Source organism: Streptomyces sp. NPDC086549, from assembly GCF_044746205.1.
GTDB lineage: Bacteria > Actinomycetota > Actinomycetes > Streptomycetales > Streptomycetaceae > Streptomyces.
In genome coordinates, this window is record NZ_JBIVBS010000012.1 from 132,611 (window position 1) to 151,438 (window position 18,828).

Annotated in this window: 18 protein-coding genes and 1 riboswitch; of the genes, 14 read left to right on the forward strand and 4 right to left on the reverse strand. The window is 72.2% G+C overall.

Going from position 1 to position 18,828, the window contains the following annotated elements; all coding sequences use genetic code 11:
* Positions 1-7: 7 nt before the first annotated feature.
* Together ACIPSA_RS32385 and ACIPSA_RS32390 are read left to right on the forward strand one after the other, a co-directional pair.
* Entirely contained in the window at positions 8-316 is a 309-nt protein-coding gene (locus ACIPSA_RS32385; protein WP_402640850.1) for a hypothetical protein, read from the forward strand.
* A 315-nt stretch (positions 317-631) separates the two neighbouring features.
* Positions 632-854: riboswitch (cyclic di-AMP (ydaO/yuaA leader) on the forward strand.
* A 3-nt stretch (positions 855-857) separates the two neighbouring features.
* The gene (locus tag ACIPSA_RS32390; protein ID WP_402640852.1) at positions 858-1,331 is read left to right on the forward strand and encodes a C40 family peptidase; all 474 of its coding nucleotides are present in this window, start codon (positions 858-860) and stop codon (positions 1,329-1,331) included.
* A 69-nt stretch (positions 1,332-1,400) separates the two neighbouring features.
* Here ACIPSA_RS32390 and ACIPSA_RS32395 read toward each other — a convergent pair whose 3' ends face one another.
* Complete coding sequence (locus tag ACIPSA_RS32395; RefSeq protein WP_402640854.1) at positions 1,401-2,027, reverse strand: LysE family translocator; 627 nt, start codon at positions 2,025-2,027, stop codon at positions 1,401-1,403.
* Positions 2,028-2,159: 132 nt separating this feature from the next.
* Here ACIPSA_RS32395 and ACIPSA_RS32400 point away from each other — a divergent pair, with 132 nt between their 5' ends.
* Complete coding sequence (locus tag ACIPSA_RS32400) at positions 2,160-3,083, forward strand: LysR family transcriptional regulator (protein WP_402640857.1); 924 nt, start codon at positions 2,160-2,162, stop codon at positions 3,081-3,083.
* Between the two features lie 3 nt (positions 3,084-3,086).
* Here the strand turns inward: ACIPSA_RS32400 and ACIPSA_RS32405 are convergent, their stop codons facing one another.
* The gene (locus ACIPSA_RS32405; protein WP_402640859.1) at positions 3,087-3,545 is read right to left on the reverse strand and encodes an ATP-binding protein; all 459 of its coding nucleotides are present in this window, start codon (positions 3,543-3,545) and stop codon (positions 3,087-3,089) included.
* A 213-nt stretch (positions 3,546-3,758) separates the two neighbouring features.
* On the opposite strand from ACIPSA_RS32405, the gene ACIPSA_RS32410 reads away from it, so the two are divergent.
* A complete protein-coding gene (locus tag ACIPSA_RS32410; RefSeq protein WP_402640860.1) occupies positions 3,759-4,625 on the forward strand; it encodes a helix-turn-helix domain-containing protein in 867 nt (288 codons plus the stop codon).
* Between the two features lie 9 nt (positions 4,626-4,634).
* Positions 4,635-4,859 carry a DUF397 domain-containing protein gene (locus ACIPSA_RS32415; protein ID WP_402640863.1) on the forward strand — a complete coding sequence of 75 codons (225 nt, stop codon included), beginning with the start codon at positions 4,635-4,637 and terminating at the stop codon, positions 4,857-4,859.
* 76 nt (positions 4,860-4,935) lie between these two features.
* Here the strand turns inward: ACIPSA_RS32415 and ACIPSA_RS32420 are convergent, their stop codons facing one another.
* Entirely contained in the window at positions 4,936-6,063 is a 1,128-nt protein-coding gene (locus ACIPSA_RS32420; protein ID WP_402640866.1) for an 8-amino-7-oxononanoate synthase, read from the reverse strand.
* 147 nt (positions 6,064-6,210) lie between these two features.
* Between ACIPSA_RS32420 and bioB the strand changes: the two genes are divergently transcribed.
* From bioB to bioD, 3 genes are read left to right on the forward strand one after another with little or no spacing between them, the layout of a single operon-like run.
* The gene (bioB, locus tag ACIPSA_RS32425) at positions 6,211-7,443 is read left to right on the forward strand and encodes a biotin synthase BioB (protein ID WP_402640868.1); all 1,233 of its coding nucleotides are present in this window, start codon (positions 6,211-6,213) and stop codon (positions 7,441-7,443) included.
* Entirely contained in the window at positions 7,436-8,716 is a 1,281-nt protein-coding gene (locus ACIPSA_RS32430; RefSeq protein WP_402640871.1) for an adenosylmethionine--8-amino-7-oxononanoate transaminase, read from the forward strand. Before bioB ends, ACIPSA_RS32430 begins: the two co-directional genes overlap by 8 nt.
* A gap of 1 nt (position 8,717) precedes the next feature.
* Entirely contained in the window at positions 8,718-9,434 is a 717-nt protein-coding gene (gene bioD, locus ACIPSA_RS32435) for a dethiobiotin synthase (RefSeq protein WP_402640872.1), read from the forward strand.
* A 464-nt stretch (positions 9,435-9,898) separates the two neighbouring features.
* Here bioD and ACIPSA_RS32440 read toward each other — a convergent pair whose 3' ends face one another.
* A complete protein-coding gene (locus tag ACIPSA_RS32440) occupies positions 9,899-12,076 on the reverse strand; it encodes a LuxR C-terminal-related transcriptional regulator (protein WP_402640875.1) in 2,178 nt (725 codons plus the stop codon).
* Between the two features lie 116 nt (positions 12,077-12,192).
* Here ACIPSA_RS32440 and ACIPSA_RS32445 point away from each other — a divergent pair, with 116 nt between their 5' ends.
* The 6 genes from ACIPSA_RS32445 (at position 12,193) to ACIPSA_RS32470 (ending at position 18,744) form a co-directional block, all read left to right on the forward strand.
* Complete coding sequence (locus tag ACIPSA_RS32445) at positions 12,193-12,879, forward strand: esterase/lipase family protein (protein WP_402640877.1); 687 nt, start codon at positions 12,193-12,195, stop codon at positions 12,877-12,879.
* Between the two features lie 82 nt (positions 12,880-12,961).
* Entirely contained in the window at positions 12,962-13,663 is a 702-nt protein-coding gene (locus tag ACIPSA_RS32450; RefSeq protein ID WP_402640878.1) for a class I SAM-dependent methyltransferase, read from the forward strand.
* 236 nt (positions 13,664-13,899) lie between these two features.
* The gene (locus ACIPSA_RS32455; protein ID WP_402640881.1) at positions 13,900-14,745 is read left to right on the forward strand and encodes an ABC transporter ATP-binding protein; all 846 of its coding nucleotides are present in this window, start codon (positions 13,900-13,902) and stop codon (positions 14,743-14,745) included.
* A 4-nt stretch (positions 14,746-14,749) separates the two neighbouring features.
* A complete protein-coding gene (locus tag ACIPSA_RS32460) occupies positions 14,750-17,317 on the forward strand; it encodes an ABC transporter permease (protein ID WP_402640883.1) in 2,568 nt (855 codons plus the stop codon).
* Between the two features lie 46 nt (positions 17,318-17,363).
* Positions 17,364-18,251, forward strand: coding sequence for an LLM class F420-dependent oxidoreductase (locus ACIPSA_RS32465; RefSeq protein ID WP_402640885.1), 888 nt, complete (start codon positions 17,364-17,366; stop codon positions 18,249-18,251).
* Between the two features lie 67 nt (positions 18,252-18,318).
* Positions 18,319-18,744: a GNAT family N-acetyltransferase gene (locus tag ACIPSA_RS32470; RefSeq protein ID WP_402640887.1), complete on the forward strand. Its 426-nt coding sequence runs from the start codon at positions 18,319-18,321 to the stop codon at positions 18,742-18,744.
* Positions 18,745-18,828 lie beyond the last annotated feature (84 nt).

Below are 18,828 nucleotides of genomic sequence, written 5' to 3' on the forward strand. Positions count from 1 at the left end.
GCCGCCGATGCTGCCTCCGGAGCTGCCGCCCCTGCCCGCCCTGACCCGGGCCGAGGGCGAACTGATCGACCGTTACCTCGACGCGGTCGACCTGCTGGGCCGGATCAACCCGGCACAGCACGGGGACACGTACCGCGGGCTGCGGGCCGCCCAGGCGCTGGTCCGTACCGCGGCGGACCTGCGTGACGCGCTGGCCCTGATGCACCAGCGGGGCGAGAGGGAACTGCACGCGGACACTCTCGCGCGGGCGATGCGGGTGCTGGACGGCGAGCGCCGCACCGCGCGGGTCACCGTCCCGCCCGTTGGCGCGGGTTGACGCACGCCCGTCCGGTGCCGATCCCGTGCGGAGTTGAAACGGCCCAAAAGGCTTACCCCCGTTCGGAGTAGTCGAGCGTCCGTTCGTGAGGCCGTCGGAGTTGCGCAACACGCCTGCCCGAGACGGACGGTGAGGTGCTTCGATGCTGGTCCGGAGGTCCTTCACCCCCTCGATCATGACTCGAACACAGCAGTGTCCACCCGAACGGGTGAGTGGTGAGTAACGCCACAAATCCCCGATTCCATTGGGTATTTCGGACACCTGTGAGTGAAGATCCCTGTCTGACGACAAGCCCCCGCCACACCGGCGGGGCGGTCCGGGCGGACGCCGAATCCTGCCGCCGCCCGGATGACCGGTCGACAGGAGTGGATCGGCAGGAGTGGAGGACCCAAGCAAGACGGGTCGCCGGAACGGATGTTCGTTCGTCTGTTTGTTCGTTCCGAGCAGCCCTTGGGGTGAAGCCGTGGCAACACGGCCGGGCAACTTCGCCAGCCCGAATCCGACAGGTCATCCTTCACAGGCGGCTGACGAAGGGTTGCGCATGACTGCGCTCAATCGTGTCCCGTCGCTCATGGCCCGGGCCGGTACGGCCTCGGCCCTCACCATCGCCGCCGTGGGCGGCTCGATCGTGGTCCCGGGTGTCGCCACCGACGCCTCGGCCGCGACGATGGCGACGAAGGCACTCCAGGTCGCGGCCTCCAAGAAGGGGTCGCCCTACAAGTGGGGCGCCACCGGGCCGCGGAGGTTCGACTGCTCCGGGCTGACGCTGTACTCGTACAAGAAGGCGGGCAAGGCCCTGCCCCGTACGGCCGCCCAGCAGTACAACAAGACGCACCACATCTCGGCCAGGAGCCGCAAGGCCGGAGACCTGGTGTTCTTCCACTCTGGCTCCAGCGTCTACCACGTCGGCATCTACGCCGGCAAAGGGAAGATCTGGCACGCCCCGAAGAGCGGGGACGTGGTGAAGCTGGAGAAGATCTGGACGAGGAGCGTCTGGTACGGCCGGGTCAGCTGACCCGCCGAGGGGGTGACGGCTCCTGCCGGGCCGCCACCCCTTCGGTTCCCGGCCCGGCCTGATGCGGTGTCACGCCAGGAGCGTCAGGACCGGTTCGACGAGCAGGGCCGCGCCCAGGGCCGTCAGCGCGACTCCGGTGCCCGTCTGCAGGACCCTGGCGGCCCGCGGCCGGCGCAGCCACCGGCCGAGACGGTCGACCAGCAGGGCCACCACCTGGAACCAGGCCAGCGCCAGCGCGCACACGATCAGCGCGAGCAGCAGCGTCCTGGGGAGCGCCGCGTGGCCCGACGGGACGAACTGCGGCAGCAGGCTCAGGAAGGTCAGTGAGGCCTTGGGGTTGAGGACGTTGGTGACGAATCCCTGCCTGAGGGGGCGCGTCTTGGCCGCCGCGGCCGCCTCGGGCTCCCCCGTGGGCCCGCGCAGCGTCCACAGGGTCCGGACGCCGAGATGGAGGACGTAGGCGCCGCCCAGCAGCTGCAGCGCGCGGAACAGCGCCGGAACGGCCACCAGCACGGTGGCGACCCCGGCGACCGCCAGCGTGGTGTGCACCAGGAGCCCTCCCGCGATGCCGAGCGCGCAGACCGCGCCGGCCTGGCGGGAGACCAACGCGTTGCGTACGACGACCGTGAAGTCCGCACCCGGCATGGCGACGAGTCCGGCCGCGATGCCGGTGAAGGCGATGAGCTGTCCATCCATGGCGTCCAGCCTGCCCGGCCGAGGCCTTCAGCAGGTATTTCGAATAGTCTGGGTAGTCCTTAAGCAATCCTTTGGGCTCGCGCCTTCAGGCACGCGCCTTCAGACAGGCACCTCCAGGCAGGCGATCCGGCCATGTACGACCCGACACGACTCGCGGCCCTCGTCGCCGTCGCGGAAGCGGGATCGATCACCCGTGCCGCGGAGCGCCTCGGCTACACGCCTCCCGCGCTCTCCCAGCAGCTGGCCAAGCTGGAACGGGAGGCGGGCACGGCGCTGCTCGTCCGCCACCACCGTGGGGCACGGCTGACGGACGCCGGTGAGCTGCTGGCGGCACGGGCCCGCCGGGTCCTCGACGAGCTGGAGCAGGCCCGGCACGAGCTGGCGCGGCTGGCCGGGGTGTCGGGCGGCGCCCTCCGGCTGGGAACCTTTCCCACCGCGGGCGTCCATCTGCTTCCGCCGGCGCTCAGCGCGTTCCGCCGGGCGCATCCGCACGTCGAGCTGTCGGTCGCGGACTACGACCCTCCGGCGGGCATGACGGCGGTGGCGGCCGGGGAGGTGGACCTGGCCCTGACGCACACGTATCACCCGGCCGAGTCCGTCCCCGTGCCGTCCTCGGTCGGCCTGGAGCCGGTCCTGGTCGAGGAGCTGGTGCTGGTGACCTCCCCGGGTCACGAACTGAGCAGCGCCTCCTCCCGGCTTCCGCTGGCCGGGCTCGCCGGGCAGCCGCTGGTCAGCATGGCGCCGCACCATGCGGCCCGGCGTGCGGTGGAGGCCCTCCTGGTCGAGGCCGGGGCCGCTCCGGCGCTGCTGGTGCCGACCCCCGGGTACGCCGTGGTGTGCGCGCTGGTGAGTGCCGGGCTCGGGGTGGCGGTCGTACCGGAGATGGTGGCCCGGACGGCGGTGACTCCGGTCGGGGTGCGCCCGCTGGAAGGGGGAGAGTTGCGGCGTACGATCTCGGTCGCGTACCGGGCCGACGGCTCGACGCCCGCCGCGGACGCCTTCCGGGCCCTGCTGCGGGGCGCGTTCGGGCGTGCGCACCAGACACAGGGGGTGTGAGTGCTACGGCTCCTGTTGTCCCGCGGCCGTGACCGGCTGGGCCGGTACTGTCCAGGGCAGTTCGATGGAGACGGTCTTGCCGCCCTCGCGGGTGGGCCGGACCCGTAGCTTGCCACCGCACTCGACGGTGAGCCAGCGGATGATGACCATGCCCCGGCCGTTGTCCTGCTGGACAGCTGCGGGGAGTCTCTTCGGGAAGCGCGGATGGCTGTCGGTGACGCCGATGCGCAGGTGTTCGTCGCGGTCGAGCGCGATGTCCACCGTGAAGGTGGGTGACTGCCCGAAGGTGTGCTGTACGGCATTGGTGGTGAGTTCGGAGACGATGAGCCGGATGGTGTCGGCCACTTCCGTGTCCGGGGGCAGGCCCCATTCCGCGAGGGTGGCGATCACGTAGGAGCGGGCGGCGGAGACCGAGGCGGGATCGCTCGGCAGAGTGATGGATGCTTCCAGATGGTCTGCCATGGCGACGTCGTCCCTTTCCCACGGGACCGGAGTCCGACACTGTGCGGATGGTTCGAGTACGGTCCCGGACTGGTGCTTCGTCGCCAGACTGCCATTACCGCGCCGGTCACGGGTGGCGATCCACCAAGATATGCATATATCTGTCGCTCGAAGCGGTGAACTCTGCGACGGCAGACCGTATTTGGGCGACTCGGAAGGAGTAAGGAGTAGCCCATGCAGAACGGTCCCGCGGTGCGCCGCCGGAAACTGGGCGCCGAACTGCGCATGCAGCGCACCGAGGCGGGTCTCACGAGCGGTGAGGCGGCCCGGCTGGTGGGCTGGCACCAGTCGAAAGTAAGCCGTATCGAAACGGGCGCCAGTGGGGTGAAACCAGCCGATGTGCGGTTACTCCTGGACGCCTATGGCGTGACGGACGGCCAACTGCGCGAGCTGCTCATGGTGTTGGCGGGATCGGACGACGTCGGCGGCCGTCATCACTGGTGGCACGCCTATCGCGGGGTACTGCCGCACACCTACCGGGACTTCATCAGCCTGGAGTCGCAGGCGAGCGGGATGCGCACGCTGGAGACGTCGGTGGTCCCGGGACTGCTGCAGACGCCGGAGTACGCGCGGGCGGTGACCCGGGCGGCCGTGGGCGGGCTCGACGACGCCGAGGAGCGGCTGGACGCGCTGGTGGAGGTGCGGCTGGCCCGGCAGGACGTGCTGCGGTCGGAGCCGCCGCTGGAGCTGAGCGCCGTGCTGGACGAGGCGGTGCTGCGACGGGAGGTCGGTGGTCCGGACGTCATGGCGCGGCAGCTGGAGCGCCTGCTGGAGGCGGCACGTCTGCCCCAAGTGAGGCTTCAGGTCTTGCCGTTCGCCGCCGGAGCGCACATCGGCATCACCGGCCCTTTCGTTATCTTCTCATTTCCGAGCACATCTGATCTGGACGTGGTTGTTCTCGACCAGTTGACGAGTAGCCTCTATCTCGAACGGAAAGAAGACCTCCAGGCCTACTCCGAGGCCTTCAACACCCTTCAGATCCACGCCCTTTCACCCGAGGAATCGTTGGATTACATCGCCGGGATAGGTGACGGCTCATAAGGAGGCACCATGACTGCACTGCCTCGGCACGTACCTTCCAGTACCGATCTGCACGGCGTGCGGTGGCTGCGCAGCAGCTACAGCACCGGAGCGAACAACTGCGTGGAGACGGCACAGCCGCTCTCCGGTCCGCTGACCGGACTGCTCGCCGTGCGCGACTCCAAGGACCCGGCCGGACCCGCGCTGCTCTTCTCCCCCGGGAGCTGGGCGGGTTTCCTGACCACGGTCAGCTGATCCCCGGACACCCCGACCCGACCGACTCCTACTGATCCGACTCAGCCCAGGCGGCGCACGGCCGTGTCACGCCGACTCATGGTCGCGTCTCGCCGATCACACGTACAGCGCGTTCGATCTCGGCCTCGGAGAGGTCCGCGCGGGCGGTCAGCCTGAGCCGTGAGATGCCGTCGGGCACGGAAGGAGGACGGAAGCAGCCCACGGACAGGCCTGCCGTACGGCAGTCGGCCGCCCAGCGCACCGCCCCCTCGGGGGACGGCGCACGCACGGAGACCACCGCGGCGTCCGGACGTACCGCTTCCAGACCCGCGGCGGTCAGGCGTGCGTGCAGCTCGGTGGCCACCTGGCGGGCCCGCGCCGCCCGCGCCGGCTCGCGGCGCAGCAGCCTGAGGGCTGCCAGGGCCGCGCCGACCGAGGCGGGGGCCAGGCCCGTGTCGAAGATGAACGTCCGTGCCGCGTTGACCAGGTGGTCGATCACCCGGGCGGGACCGAGCACGGCGCCGCCCTGGCTGCCCAGCGACTTGGACAGGGTGACGGTCACGACGACGTCCTCGGCGCCCGCGAGTCCGGCCGCGTTCGGCGCTCCTCTGCCACCGTCCCCGAGAACGCCCAGCCCGTGGGCGTCGTCGACGAGCAGCCCCGAGCCGTGCTCCCGGCAGGCCTCGGCGAGCGCGGCCAGCGGCGCGGCGTCCCCGTCGACCGAGAACACCGTGTCGGAGACGACGACCGCGGGCCCCTCGCGCGTGCCGAGCGCCTTGCGCACCGCGTCCGGGTCGGCGTGCCCGACGACCTGCGTGGTGCCGCGGGCCAGCCGGCAGCCGTCGATCAGGGAGGCGTGGTTGCCGGCGTCGGAGACGATCAGGGAGCCGTGCGGGCCCAGCGTGGTGACCGCGGCGAGGTTGGCGGCGTATCCGGAGGAGAAGACCAGGGCGGCTTCGAAGCCGCAGAAGTCGGCGAGCTCGCGCTCGAGCTCGGTGTGCAGCTCGGTGGTGCCGGTGACCAGCCGGGAGCCGGTCGAGCCGCCGCCCCAGGTCCGTGCCGCGGCCGCGGCTCCTTCGGTGACCTCGGGGTGGTGGGCCAGCCCCAGGTAGTCGTTGCCCGCCAGGTCGAGGAGCGGCGAATCCGCGACACGGGGACGCAGCGTCCGTACGAGTCCGGCGCGGCGGCGTTGCTCCGCCTGGTCGTCGATCCAGCCGAACGCCATGGGTCCTCCGGGGCATTTGTAGGTAGCGGACAGACACTAGCCGGACGACCAGCCGCCCAGGGTGTGGCAATACCCACACGGTGATCCGTCTCCGTTGTGCAAACTCTCCTTGGCCCGGGGCGGTCCCGTAGGACAGGATCGGACCTCATGGACCTGCTGAACACGCTGGTGGACAAGGGGCTTCGGCGCGAGCTGCCGACCCGCGAGGAAGCACTCGCCGTGCTCGCCACCTCCGACGACGACGTGCTCGATGTGGTGGCCGCGGCCGGCAAGGTGCGCCGGCACTGGTTCGGCCGGCGCGTGAAACTTAACTACCTGGTCAACCTCAAGTCCGGCTTGTGCCCGGAGGACTGCTCGTACTGCTCGCAGCGGCTCGGCTCCACGGCCGGCATCCTGAAGTACACCTGGCTCAAGCCCGACGAGGCCTCCGAGGCCGCCGCCGCGGGCCTGGCCGGAGGCGCCAAGCGCGTGTGCCTGGTGGCCAGCGGACGCGGCCCGACGGACCGGGACGTGGACCGGGTGTCGGACACCATCAAGGCGATCAAGGAGCAGAACGAGGGCGTCGAGGTGTGCGCGTGCCTCGGTCTGCTCTCGGACGGTCAGGCCGAACGGCTGCGCGAGGCGGGCGCGGACGCGTACAACCACAACCTCAACACCTCCGAGGAAACGTACGCGGACATCACGACCACGCACACGTACGCCGACCGGGTGGACACGGTGCAGAAGGCCCATGCGGCCGGTCTGTCCGCGTGCTCCGGTCTGATCGCGGGCATGGGCGAGAGCGACGAGGACCTGGTGGACGTGGTCTTCTCGCTGCGCGAGCTCGACCCGGACTCCGTTCCGGTGAACTTCCTGATCCCGTTCGAGGGCACCCCGCTCGCCAAGGAGTGGAACCTCACCCCGCAGCGGTGTCTGCGCATCCTGGCGATGGTCCGGTTCGTCTGCCCGGACGCCGAGGTGCGGATCGCGGGCGGCCGCGAGGTGCACCTGCGCACCATGCAGCCCCTCGCCCTGAACCTGGCCAACTCGATCTTCCTCGGTGACTACCTCACCAGCGAGGGCCAGGCGGGCAAGGCCGACCTGGAGATGATCGCGGACGCCGGTTTCGAGGTGGAGGGCGCCGACCAGGTGACGCTTCCGGAGCACCGGGCGAGCGCCGGGGGCGGGTGCGGTTCGCACGCCGAGGCGGGCTGCGGGTCGCACGAGGGCGGTGGCTGCGGCTCGCACGAGGGCGCGGGCTGCGGCTCCCACGAGGGCGGCGGTCTCTGCGGTTCCGTCGCCGCGTCGGTGGACGCCGCCGCGTCGGCGAACGAGCCGCGCACGGATCTGGTCTCCGTCCGTCGCCGGGGCGCCGGAACGGATCTCGCACCCAATGCCTGACCTGAGCGTGCCCGAGCTGCTGGAGCTCGACCGGCGGCACGTGTGGCATCCGTACGGCCCGATGCCCGGGCGCGTCGAACCGCTCGTCGTGGAGGCGGCGAGCGGGGTCCGGCTGAGGCTGGCGGACGGCTCGGGCGAACTCGTCGACGGCATGTCGTCCTGGTGGTCGGCGATCCACGGCTACAACCACCCGGTGCTCAACGAGGCCGTGCAGGGGCAGCTCGGGCGGATGAGTCACGTGATGTTCGGCGGGCTCACGCACGAGCCCGCCGTACGCCTCGCGAAGCTCCTTGTCGACATGTCACCGGACGGCCTCGAACATGTCTTCCTCGCGGACTCCGGCTCGGTGTCGGTCGAGGTCGCGGTCAAGATGTGCCTGCAGTACTGGCGTTCGCTCGGCCGTCCGGAGAAGCGGCGCCTGCTGACCTGGCGGGGCGGCTACCACGGCGACACCTGGCAGCCGATGGCGGTCTGCGACCCCGACGGGGGCATGCACGAGCTGTGGACCGGCATCCTTCCGCGCCAGGTGTTCGCGGACGCGCCGCCCGCGGACTACGAGGAGTCGTACGCCGAGCATCTGCGCGCGGCGGTCGAACGGCATGCCGGCGAACTGGCCGCGGTGATCGTCGAGCCGGTGGTGCAGGGCGCGGGCGGGATGCGCTTCCACTCCCCCGCCTATCTGCGGGTGCTGCGCGAGGCGTGCGACGCGCACGACGTGCTGTTGGTGTTCGACGAGATCGCGACGGGATTCGGCCGGACGGGCGCGTTGTTCGCGGCCGACCACGCGGCGGTGGCGCCGGACGTGATGTGCGTGGGCAAAGCGCTCACCGGCGGCTACCTGACCATGGCGGCGACGCTGTGCAGCTCACGGGTGGCCGACGGCATCTCGCAGGGCGAGGTGCCGGTGCTGGCCCACGGTCCGACGTTCATGGGCAATCCGCTGGCGGCTGCCGTCGCCTGTGCCTCGATCGGACTGCTGCTCGGGCAGGACTGGCAGGCCGAGGTCAAGCGGATCGAGATGGGCCTGCGGGAGGGTCTCGCCGAGGTGGCGGACCGGCCGGGGGTGAAGGACGTACGCGTCCTCGGCGCGATCGGGGTCGTGCAGCTCGACCATCAGGTGGACATGGCGGCGGCCACCCGGGCGGCCGTGCGGGAGGGCGTGTGGCTGCGGCCGTTCCGCGACATGATCTACACGATGCCGCCGTACGTCACCGGCGACGCGGACCTGGCACGGATCGCGCGCGCGGTGTGCGCGGCGGCGCGGGAGGGATGAGATGCCGGTACTGGTGATCACGGGCACGGGCACGGAGGTCGGCAAGACGGTCACGACCGCCGCGGTGGCCGCCGCCGCGCTCGCGGCCGGACGGTCGGTGGCCGTGCTGAAAGCCGCGCAGACCGGCGTACGGCCGGACGAGCGCGGGGACGCCGACGAGGTCGTGCGCCTCGCCGGCGCGGTGACGGCGACCGAACTGGCCCGCTACCCGGATCCGTTGGCTCCCGGCACGGCGGCGCGGCGGGCGGGTCTCGTTCCCGTGCACCCGCACGAGGTGGCCGAGGCCGCGGCCAAGCTGGCCACCGACCACGACCTGGTGCTGGTCGAGGGGGCGGGCGGGCTGCTCGTACGGTTCGACGCGGCGGGCGGCACGCTGGCGGACGCGGCCCGGCTGCTGAACGCGCCCGTGCTGGTCGTCGCCAGCGCCGGGCTCGGCACCCTGAACACCACGGAGCTGACGTCGCGTGAACTGCGGTCCCGGGAGATCGGGCTGCTCGGTGTGGTGATCGGCAGCTGGCCGGAGGCGCCCGATCTCGCCTCGCGCTGCAACCTCGCGGACCTGCCGGAGGTGGCCGGGGCCCCGCTGCTGGGCGCGCTGCCCGCCGGGGCCGGGGCGCTCGCGCCGGCCGACTTCCGTACGGCGGCTCCCGGTTGGCTGTCACCTCGGCTGGACGGAAGCTGGGACGCGGAGGCGTTCCGGGTGCGCGAGGCGCCGTGACGGACCGGCTCCGGTGCGCCGGGCGCGGACCCGCACCTGGCGGGCCCGCGCCCGGCCGTATCAGCAGCCGCTGTCCGCGACCAGCCGCACGAGGAACGGACCGGTCTCCCGCACGACGGACTCCGAGCCGCCCCTCACGGACCCCGAGCCGCCCCTCACGGGCCTCGGCCCCCGCCGCCGGCCGCCTCGGCAACCGGCCTCCGTGCCTCCGTGGCCTGCCGTGCCGAACGGTCCGGGCTCCGGCACGACGGGCGCTGGGCCGCCGGGGCGGACCTCGCCGGACGGCAGCGGGAAGGGGCCGCCGCTTCAGGCCGCCGTCGCCTTCCCGGCGGCACGCTCCGGCCACCGCGCGCCGGGTCGCGCCTGCGCGCCCCGCCCTCGACGGGTGGGCGCACTCCGGCCCTTCGCCGACGGCATCCGCTTGCCGAGGCGCTGCCCCGCGGCCCGGGTCCGGGGCGTCCGGCTCAGCCGTCTCCCGCCCCGAGCAGCCGCACCAGCTCGATGCGTGACCGGATGCCCAGCCGGGCGAAGACCCCCCGCAGATGGTGGTCGATCGTGCGGGGGCTGAGGGCGAGGCGGTCGGCGATCTCGCGGTTGGTGGCGCCCTCGGCGGCCATGCGGGCGACCATCAGCTGCTGGGCGGTGAGCAGGGCGGCCGGGTCCGCCGCGGCGGGCGCGTGCACCGGGGTGCCCAGGGCGCGCAGTTCGGCGCGGGCCTGTGCTGCGCAGTGCGGAGCGCCGAAGGCCTCGAAGGCCTCCAGGGCACTGTGCAGCCGGTCGCGGGCCTCGGTGCGGTGGCGCAGCCTGCGCAGGGCGCTCGCGAACAACAGTTCGGTGCGGGCGCGTTCGAAGTCCCGGGTTCCGCGGGCGTGTAGGTCGAGGGCCGCTCGGTAGTGCTCGACGGCCTCGGCGCCGGGCGCGAGCAGGGCCCGGCAGCGGGCGCTGAGCGCCAGGTCGTCGGGGCTGCGGACGACGCTCGCCCACCGCTGGTAGTCGGCGTGGGCGGCGCGTGCGGCCCGGGTGTCCCCGGTGCGTACGGCGGCCTCGACGTAGTGCGGGGTGGCCAGGTGCCGGACGGCGCGGTGGCCGTGTCCGGGCCCGAAGCCGGCGAGGGCGCGCAGCCGGGCCACGGCGGCGGGGTAGCGGCCGCTGCTGAGGTCCAGGAAGGCGAGGGCCCACTGGGCCAGCGCGGCGGGCAGGCCCAGGCCGTGGGCGAGGGCGTGGGAGCGGGCGGCCGCGGCACGCTCCCGGCAGGCGTCCTCGTCGCCGGTGACCGCGGCGAACATGGCGAGGGCGGCCCGCAGATGGCACGCGCCGTTGTCCTGCCCGGTGGCGTGCGCCCGGCCCAGCGCGTCCTGGGCGGCGGCCTCGGCGGCACGGGTCCGGCCGGTCCAGAAGTCGGCGTAGGCGCGGAACTCCATGGCCTGTACGGCGGTGACGGGGGTGCCGCGGGAATGCGCGGAGGCGGCGGCGCGGAGGGTGGCGGTGGCGGCGCGGGTGTGGTCGCCGAGCATGAGGGCGGCGATGCCGGCGTGGATCAGCAGGGTGGGGTCGCCGCCGGGTCCGCACCGGCCTGCCGTCGCCTTGAGCACGTTGCGGGCGTCCTCGTAGCGGCCCTCGACGGCGGCGCAGAGCCCGGCGAGGGCGCCGGGAGGTGCGACGCCCAGCCAGTGCGCGACGACGAACGCCTCCCGGCACCTCCTCAGGTCCCCGGTGTAGACGGCCGCTTCGGTGGCCAGGGCCAGCAGTTCGGTGGAGTGTTCGGCCTGTCGCTGGCGGACCGCGGCCGAGAGCAGGGCGTCGAAGGCCTCCGAGGCGTTGCCTGCCCGCAGAGCGAGGACACCGCTCAGTGCGGAGTCCTCGGTGCGGGCGGCGAGCCCGCGCGCCCGGTCGGCGTCTCCCGACGACCAGGCGTCGGCCGCGGCCCTGGCCACCAGCCGGTTCCGTTCGGCCGGTTCGGGGCAGAGCGCGGCGGCGCGTTCGGCGAGCGCACCGGCCAGGGTGAGCTGTCCGGTGGCCCGGGAGCGGTCGGCGGCCGTGCGGAGTTCCGCCGCGAGCCGTCCGCTGGGGCCCAGTGCGCCCGCTCCTCGGTGCCAGGAGCGGCGGGACGTTTCCTCCGCCCCGCTCAGCACGCTGGCGAGCAGCCGGTGGGCGTCGCGGCGGTCCGCCGGTGACGCGGTCTCGTAGGCGGCGATCCGCGTCCAGGCGTCCCGGAAGACCACCCCGCCCGCGGTGGCGTGCGCGATGCCGGCCACCTCGGCCGCCTCCAGGGGCCGGGTGTCGAGGCGAGCCGCCGCGACGGCGCGCAGGAACCCGTGGGTGGCGACCGGGTACTGGTCCGCGGCGGCGAGGAGCAGCAGCAGCCGGGTGGGGTCCGGCAGCGCGCGGATCTCGCCGCGGTGGGTGCGCAGCAACTCGGGTGCGACATCGGCAGGTTCGGTGGGCAGCGGGTCGAGGCCCGCGGTCTGCCGCTCGGTCAGCCGGGCGGCGAGTTCGCCCGCGGCGTGCCGGTCGTCGTATACGACACGCAGGACCCGGGCGCGGACGCCTTCGGGGAGCGCGGGATCCAGGCACGGCCCCGCGCCCAGGGGCTGCGGTGGCGAAATGCCGTCAAGGGGTGGGGGGTTCACCGGCGTTACCACACAATTGATGTTACTGGCGAGTTAGTTGACTCGTAAAGACTGGCGAAATTACCGATGCGGCGCGCGTAGACCCGTCCCGACACTCCTGAACAACCCCACTAGTTCAGGAGGCAACCATGCAGTGCCACAAGCGTCGCGTCGTCACGGCATTGTCGGCTATGACCGCATCGCTCCTTCTGTCACTCCCCCTCACGGCCGCCCCGGCGCACGCGGCGAGCCACAATCCGATCGTGTTCGTGCACGGCATCAGCAGCTCGTCGAGCAGCTGGGACGACTGGGTCGCGGACTTCGAGGCCGACGGCTACTCGTCCTCGGAGCTGTTCGCGTGGTCGTACGACTGGTCCCAGTCGAACGCCACCACCGCCTCGCAGCTGGCCACCGAGGTCAAGAGCGTGCTGGCGAAGACCGGCGCCTCGAAGGTCGACCTGGTGGTCCACTCCATGGGCGCGCTCAGCAGCCGGTACTACCTGAAGAACCTCGGCGGGACGTCGTACGTCGACGACTTCGTGTCGGTCGCCGGGGTGAACCACGGCACGAACATCGCCTCCCTGTGCGGGTGGCTGTACACGTCCTGCAAGGAGATGCAGACGGGCAGTTCGTTCCTGACCGCGCTCAACTCCGGTGACGAGACGCCGGGCAGCGTGTCGTACGCGGCCTACTGGTCGGACTGCGACGAGGCGATCAACCCGGACACCTCGGCGGAGCTGAGCGGGGCGACCAACGTCGACGTCGGCTGTATCTCGCACAACGACATGAACAACGACCACGGCGTGTACGGACAGGTGCGCGACTTCATCGCGTGAGCGTGCCGCGGGGGGTGTGACGGGCCCGCACGGGGGAGAATCCTCCTAGGTCCGTCCTGGCCGTCCTGTCTGGGAGGTTGCCATGGGGATACGGCCCGCAGGCTCCGGCAAGCCGGTGCGGGATCCCGTCCACCACCCGCTGTTCGCCCGCTGCTACGCCCGTGTCAGTACGCGCGCCGAGACCAGGCTGGGCCTGGCCGGAGTGCGTGAGCGGATGCTCGCCGGACTGTCCGGGCGGGTGATCGAGATCGGCGCGGGCAACGGACTGAACTTCGCCCGCTATCCGAGCGCCGTCTCCGAGGTCGTCGCGATCGAACCGGAGCGCCTGCTGCGGCGGTTGGCCGTGCAGGCCGCCCTGCGCTGCGAGGTGCCGGTCGATGTGGTGCCGGGCGCGGCCGAGGCGCTGCCGGTGAAGAGCGAGGCCTTCGACGCGGCCGTACTGTCCCTGGTGCTGTGCAGTGTCCGTGACGTGCCGCGCGCTCTCGGCGAGGTGCGGCGCGTGCTGCGGCCCGGCGGCGAGGTGCGGTTCTTCGAGCACGGCCGGGGCGGCGGCCCGGCGATGACCTTCACCCAGCTCGCCCTGGACCGCACACTGTGGCCCCTGCTGAGCGGCGGTTGTCACGTCGCCCGGGACCCGGTCGCCGCGCTGCGGGACGCCGGGTTCGAACTCGGCCCCTACCGTCGGATGCTGATGCCGGAGAAGGGGCCGAAGCTGCCCACGTCGTACTGCGTGCTGGGCACGGCCTGGCGCCCGGGCCTCAGCGAGGACACCGCCCGGACGTGATCCGGCCCCTCGGCACGGCGACGACACCACTACACCACCCGAACGTGATCCGGTGCCGCCCCGGCGCGGCCCGGCGTCTACCCACGGGTGGAGATTGCCCCTTACACCGGTATCGGGGGCCCTACCTGGGGGCGGAGACCGCCTCGACCACAGGGGGGATACCGGCTGTGCCCACCGTCACACTAGGCTCGGCCGCGGCAAGGGAGTGCTGAAGTCCAGCGAGCGAGGAGGCGGCCTTGTCCACACCTGCTGCGGAACACCCGCCGGGGCGGTCGGCCGACGGGATCGCCGCCCGCGCCCGGGGACTGACCAAGGCGTACGGCTCCGGCGAGACCACGGTGCTCGCCCTGGACTCGGTGGACGTGGACATAGCGCGTGGCCGCTTCACCGCGGTCATGGGGCCCTCGGGCTCCGGGAAGTCCACCCTCATGCACTGCCTGGCGGGACTCGACACCGTCTCGGCCGGTCAGGTATGGCTCGGCGACACCGAGATAACGGGGCTGAAGGAGCGTGAGCTGACCCGGCTGCGCCGGGACCGGATCGGCTTCATGTTCCAGTCGTTCAACCTCATCCCGACGCTGAACGCGGCCGAGAACATCACCCTGCCCATGGACATCGCGGGCAAGAAGCCCGACGAGAAGTGGCTGGACCAGGTGATCGACACACTCGGACTGCGGAACCGGCTGAAGCACCGGCCGACACAGCTCTCCGGCGGGCAGCAGCAACGCGTCGCCTGCGCGCGGGCGCTGGCCTCCCGGCCCGAGCTGATCTTCGCCGACGAACCGACCGGCAACCTCGACTCGCGGGCCGGTCTCGAAGTCCTCGGATTCCTGCGGGACGCCGTGGACGACCTCGGGCAGACCGTCGTCATGGTGACCCACGACCCGGGTGCGGCCGCCCATTCCGACCTGGTCCTCTTCCTCGCCGACGGGCGGATCGTGGACCGGATGGAGCAGCCGACGGCGGAGGCGGTGCTCGAACGCATGCGCCTCTTCTCCGGGGGAAACCCCCAGACCCCCGATTCCGACGTCATCCCGACCCAGGTCGACGGCGACGGCGCCGGCGCCGTCGAGGAGGACTGACCCGGTGCTGAAAGCGACCCTCAGGAGCTTCCTCGCCCACAAGGGACGGCTGATGCTGTCCGCGCTGGCCGTCGTCCTGTCCGTGGCGTTCGTGTCGGGCAGCCTGATCTTCTCCGACACGGTCACCCGTACCTTCGACCGGCTCTTCGCCTCCACCGCCGCCGATGTGACGGTGGGGCCGAAGGAGGACCTCAAGTCGTCCGTGCCGACCGGCGCCGTCCAGACCGTCCCGGCGGCGCTCGCGGAGCAGGTCTCGCAGGTCGACGGGGTCGCGGCGACCCACGCGGACGTGTCCGTCCAGAACATCGTGGTGGTCGACGGCGACAACAAGTCCGTGGGACCGACCACAGGTGCCCCGACCATCGCCACCGACTGGTACCTCACCGCCCGCAGCCCGGTGAAGCTGACCTCCGGCCACGCCCCGAGCGGCGCGGGCGAGGCACTGCTCGACGCGGACACCGCCGACAAGAAGCACGTCCGGATCGGTGACACGCTGACGGTGCAGGCGCAGCCGGGCACCTTCAAGGTGAAGGTCGTCGGCATCGCCACCTTCACCACCACCAACCCGGGCGCGGCGCTCGTCTTCCTCGACCCCGCGGTCGCCGCGCGCGAGCTGCTCGGCGCCGCCGGCAAGGCCACCAGCATCTCGGTGGACGCGGCGAAGGGCGTGACCGACGACGTGCTCAAGCGGCGCGTCGGCCAGGCGGTCGGCACCGGCGCCTACGAGCTGAAGACCGCCGACGAGCAGGCCAAGTCGGACGCCGCCGACCTCGGCGGATTCCTCGACGTCATCAAGTACGTGATGCTCGGCTTCGCCGGTATCGCGGTGCTGGTCGGCATCTTCCTCATCGTCAACACCTTCTCCATGCTGATCGCTCAGCGCACCCGCGAACTGGGCCTGCTGCGCGCCCTGGGCGCCGACCGGCGGCAGGTGCGGCGGTCCGTGCTGACGGAGGCGGTGCTGCTCGGCCTGGTCGGCTCCACGCTGGGTCTGGCGGCCGGGATCGGGCTCGCGTTCGGGCTGATCAGGCTCATGAGCGCGTTCGGCATGAACCTCAAGGCCACCGAGATGGTCATCGGATGGCCGACGCCCGTCGCGGCGTACGTCGTCGGCGTCGGCGTCACCTTCGTCGCGGCGTACCTCCCAGCCCGGCGCGCGGCGACCGTGTCGCCGATGGCGGCGCTCGCGGACGCGGAGATCGCCGGTGTGGGGCGGCCGTTGAAGACGCGGGCGATCGTCGGATCCGTCGTCGGAGCGGCCGGTGCGGCCGCGCTCGCCGGCTGCGCGGCCGCGACCAGGACGGGTTCGGCGGCCTCCCTCCTCGGCCTCGGTGTCGTCCTGACGCTGATCGCGACCGTGATCGCCGGCCCCCTGCTCGTCCGGCCGGTGATCCGCGTCCTCGGCGCGGCCTTCCCCGCGCTGTTCGGCTCGGTCGGCCGGATGAGCCAGCGCAACGCCCTGCGCAACCCCCGCCGCACCGGCGCCACCGCGGCCGCCCTCATGGTGGGCCTGGCCCTGGTCGGCGGGATGTCGGTGGCGAGCGCCTCCATGTCCAAGTCGTTCGACCGGCAGATCGACAAGACCCTCGGCGCCGACTTCGTCGTCCAGAACAGCAACTTCCTGCCCTTCACGCAGGAGATCACGGACAAGGTGCGCGCCACACAGGGTGTGGGCCTGGTCGTCCGCCAGCGGTTCGCGCCCCTGGCGGTGAGGCTTCCGGACGGCAAGCGGATCGAGACGACCGCCGCCGGATACGACACGCGGGTCGACGACGTCGCCCACGTCACCTACGCGAGCGGTGACACCGCGGCGGCGCTCGCGGACGGCAGCATCGGCATGGACGCCGACTTCGCCAAGGACCACAAGGTGCGCCTGGGGAGCACGGTCCCGGTCGAGTTCCAGGGCGGCCGGACGGCCGAGATGAAGGTGGGCGCCCTCACCGACCAGGCCGGCTCCGGCGGGTTCGGGATGCAGGGCGGGCTGTTCTTCGGCATCGCCGCGGTCGAGAAGTACGTGCCCGACGGGCAGGACTCCGCGCTCTACGTCGACAAGACCGCGGGCACCACGGCCGACCAGCTGCGCTCACGCCTGGAGAAGACGCTCGCCGCGTATCCGCAGGTGCAGGTGCGCGACCAGGCCGACTACAAGAAGCTGGTCCACGACCAGATCGCGGTGCTGCTCTACCTCGTGTACGCGCTGCTCGGGCTCGCGATCGTCATCGCGGTGCTCGGCGTCGTCAACACCCTCGCCCTGTCGGTGGTGGAGCGCACCCGGGAGATCGGGCTGCTGCGCGCGATCGGACTCGCCCGGCGGCAGCTGCGCCGGATGATCCGGCTGGAGTCGGTCGTGATCGCGGTGTTCGGCGCGGTCCTGGGGCTGACGCTGGGACTGGTGTGGGGCGTGTGCACGCAGCAGGTGCTGGCGTTGCAGGGCATGACGGCTCTCGCGATCCCCTGGGGCACGATCGTCGCGGTCGTGATCGGCTCGGCCGTGGTGGGCATCGTGGCGGCACTCCTGCCGGCGTTGCGCGCGTCCCGCATGAACGTACTGGCGGCCATCGCGCACGAGTGATGGAATCGCGGCGGAGACTCAAGTCACCTGGCGTCGGGGAGAGTTCATGCCGCATCCGTTCCGCTTCGGGGTCAATCTGCTCACTTCCGCGCCCGCCGCGGAGTGGCGCGCCAAGTGCCGGCGTGCCGAGGAGCTCGGGTACGACGTGATCCTCGTGCCCGACCACCTCGGCATGCCCGCGCCGTTCCCGGCGCTGGTCGCGGCCGCCGAGGCGACCGAGCGGCCGCGTCTGGGCACGTTCGTGCTCAACGCGGGCTTCTGGAACCCGGCGCTGCTGGCCCGCGAGGTGGCGACGACCGACGCGCTGACGGGCGGCCGCCTCGAACTCGGGCTCGGCACCGGCTACGTACAGGCGGAGCACGACGCGGCCGGACTGCCCTTCGGTTCGCCGCGCGAGCGGGTGGACCATCTCCGGCACACCGTGGCGGAGCTCGACCGGCTGCTCGGCTCCGCGGAGTTCGAGCCGCGTCCGGTGCAGTCGCGGGTGCCGCTACTGGTCGGCGGGAACGGCGACCGGATGCTGCGGCTGACCGCCGAGCACGCCGACATCGCCGGGTTCACCGGGGTCACGCTGGTGCCGGGGACGACGACGGGACAGCTGCGGCCCATCACGCCCGAGGAGCTGGACGAGCGCGTGGGCCGCTACCGGGAACTGGCTTCGGGGCGCGAGGTGCCCGCCGAGCTGAATCTGCTCCTCCAGCTGGTGGCCGTCACGGACGACCCCGAGTCCGCGATCAAGCCGCTGCTGGACCGCCAGCCGCAGCTGACCGCCGGACAGGCACTGGCGCTGCCCATCGTGCTGGCCGGCCCGCCGGCCCAGCTCGCCGAGCAGCTGCGGGAGCGGCGCGGGCGGTACGGGTTCTCGTACCTGACCGTGCTGGAGCCGTACATGGAGGCGTTCGCGCCGGTGATCGCGGAGTTGCGGGGCGAGTAGCGGCGGGCGGCCGTCCGCATGCCGGAATTCCGCGTGAGGGTGCGTGGCCCGTGGTGTGATCGTCCGCATGACGGAACTGCGCATACGGACCGCCGGGCCAGACGACCTCGACACCGTGCTGGCCTTCTGGAAGTCGGCCGCCGAGGGCACGAGCATCAGCGACGACCGGGACGGTGTGGAACGGCTGCTCGCCCGCGATCCCGAGGCCTTGATCCTGGCGGAGCGGGACGGAGCGCTGGTCGGCACGGTGATCGCGGGCTTCGACGGCTGGCGCTGCCATCTGTACCGGCTGGCGGTGGATCCGGAGCGGCGGCGTCAGGGCATCGGCTCGGCGCTGCTGGCCGCCGCAGACGACCGGTTCGTGCGGCTCGGCGGGCGGCGCGGGGACGCGATGGTACTGGTCCGCAACGAGACCGCGCAGCACGCCTGGCGGGCGGCCGGGTACACGCCGCAGGAGCAGTGGCGGCGCTGGGTGAAGCCCCTCACCGACTGAGCTTCTTTGCTCATCCTTTACCATTGGAGGCGAGCACGGTCACCGAGCACGGTCCTCCAATGAAAGGTGTGAACGTCCGACCAT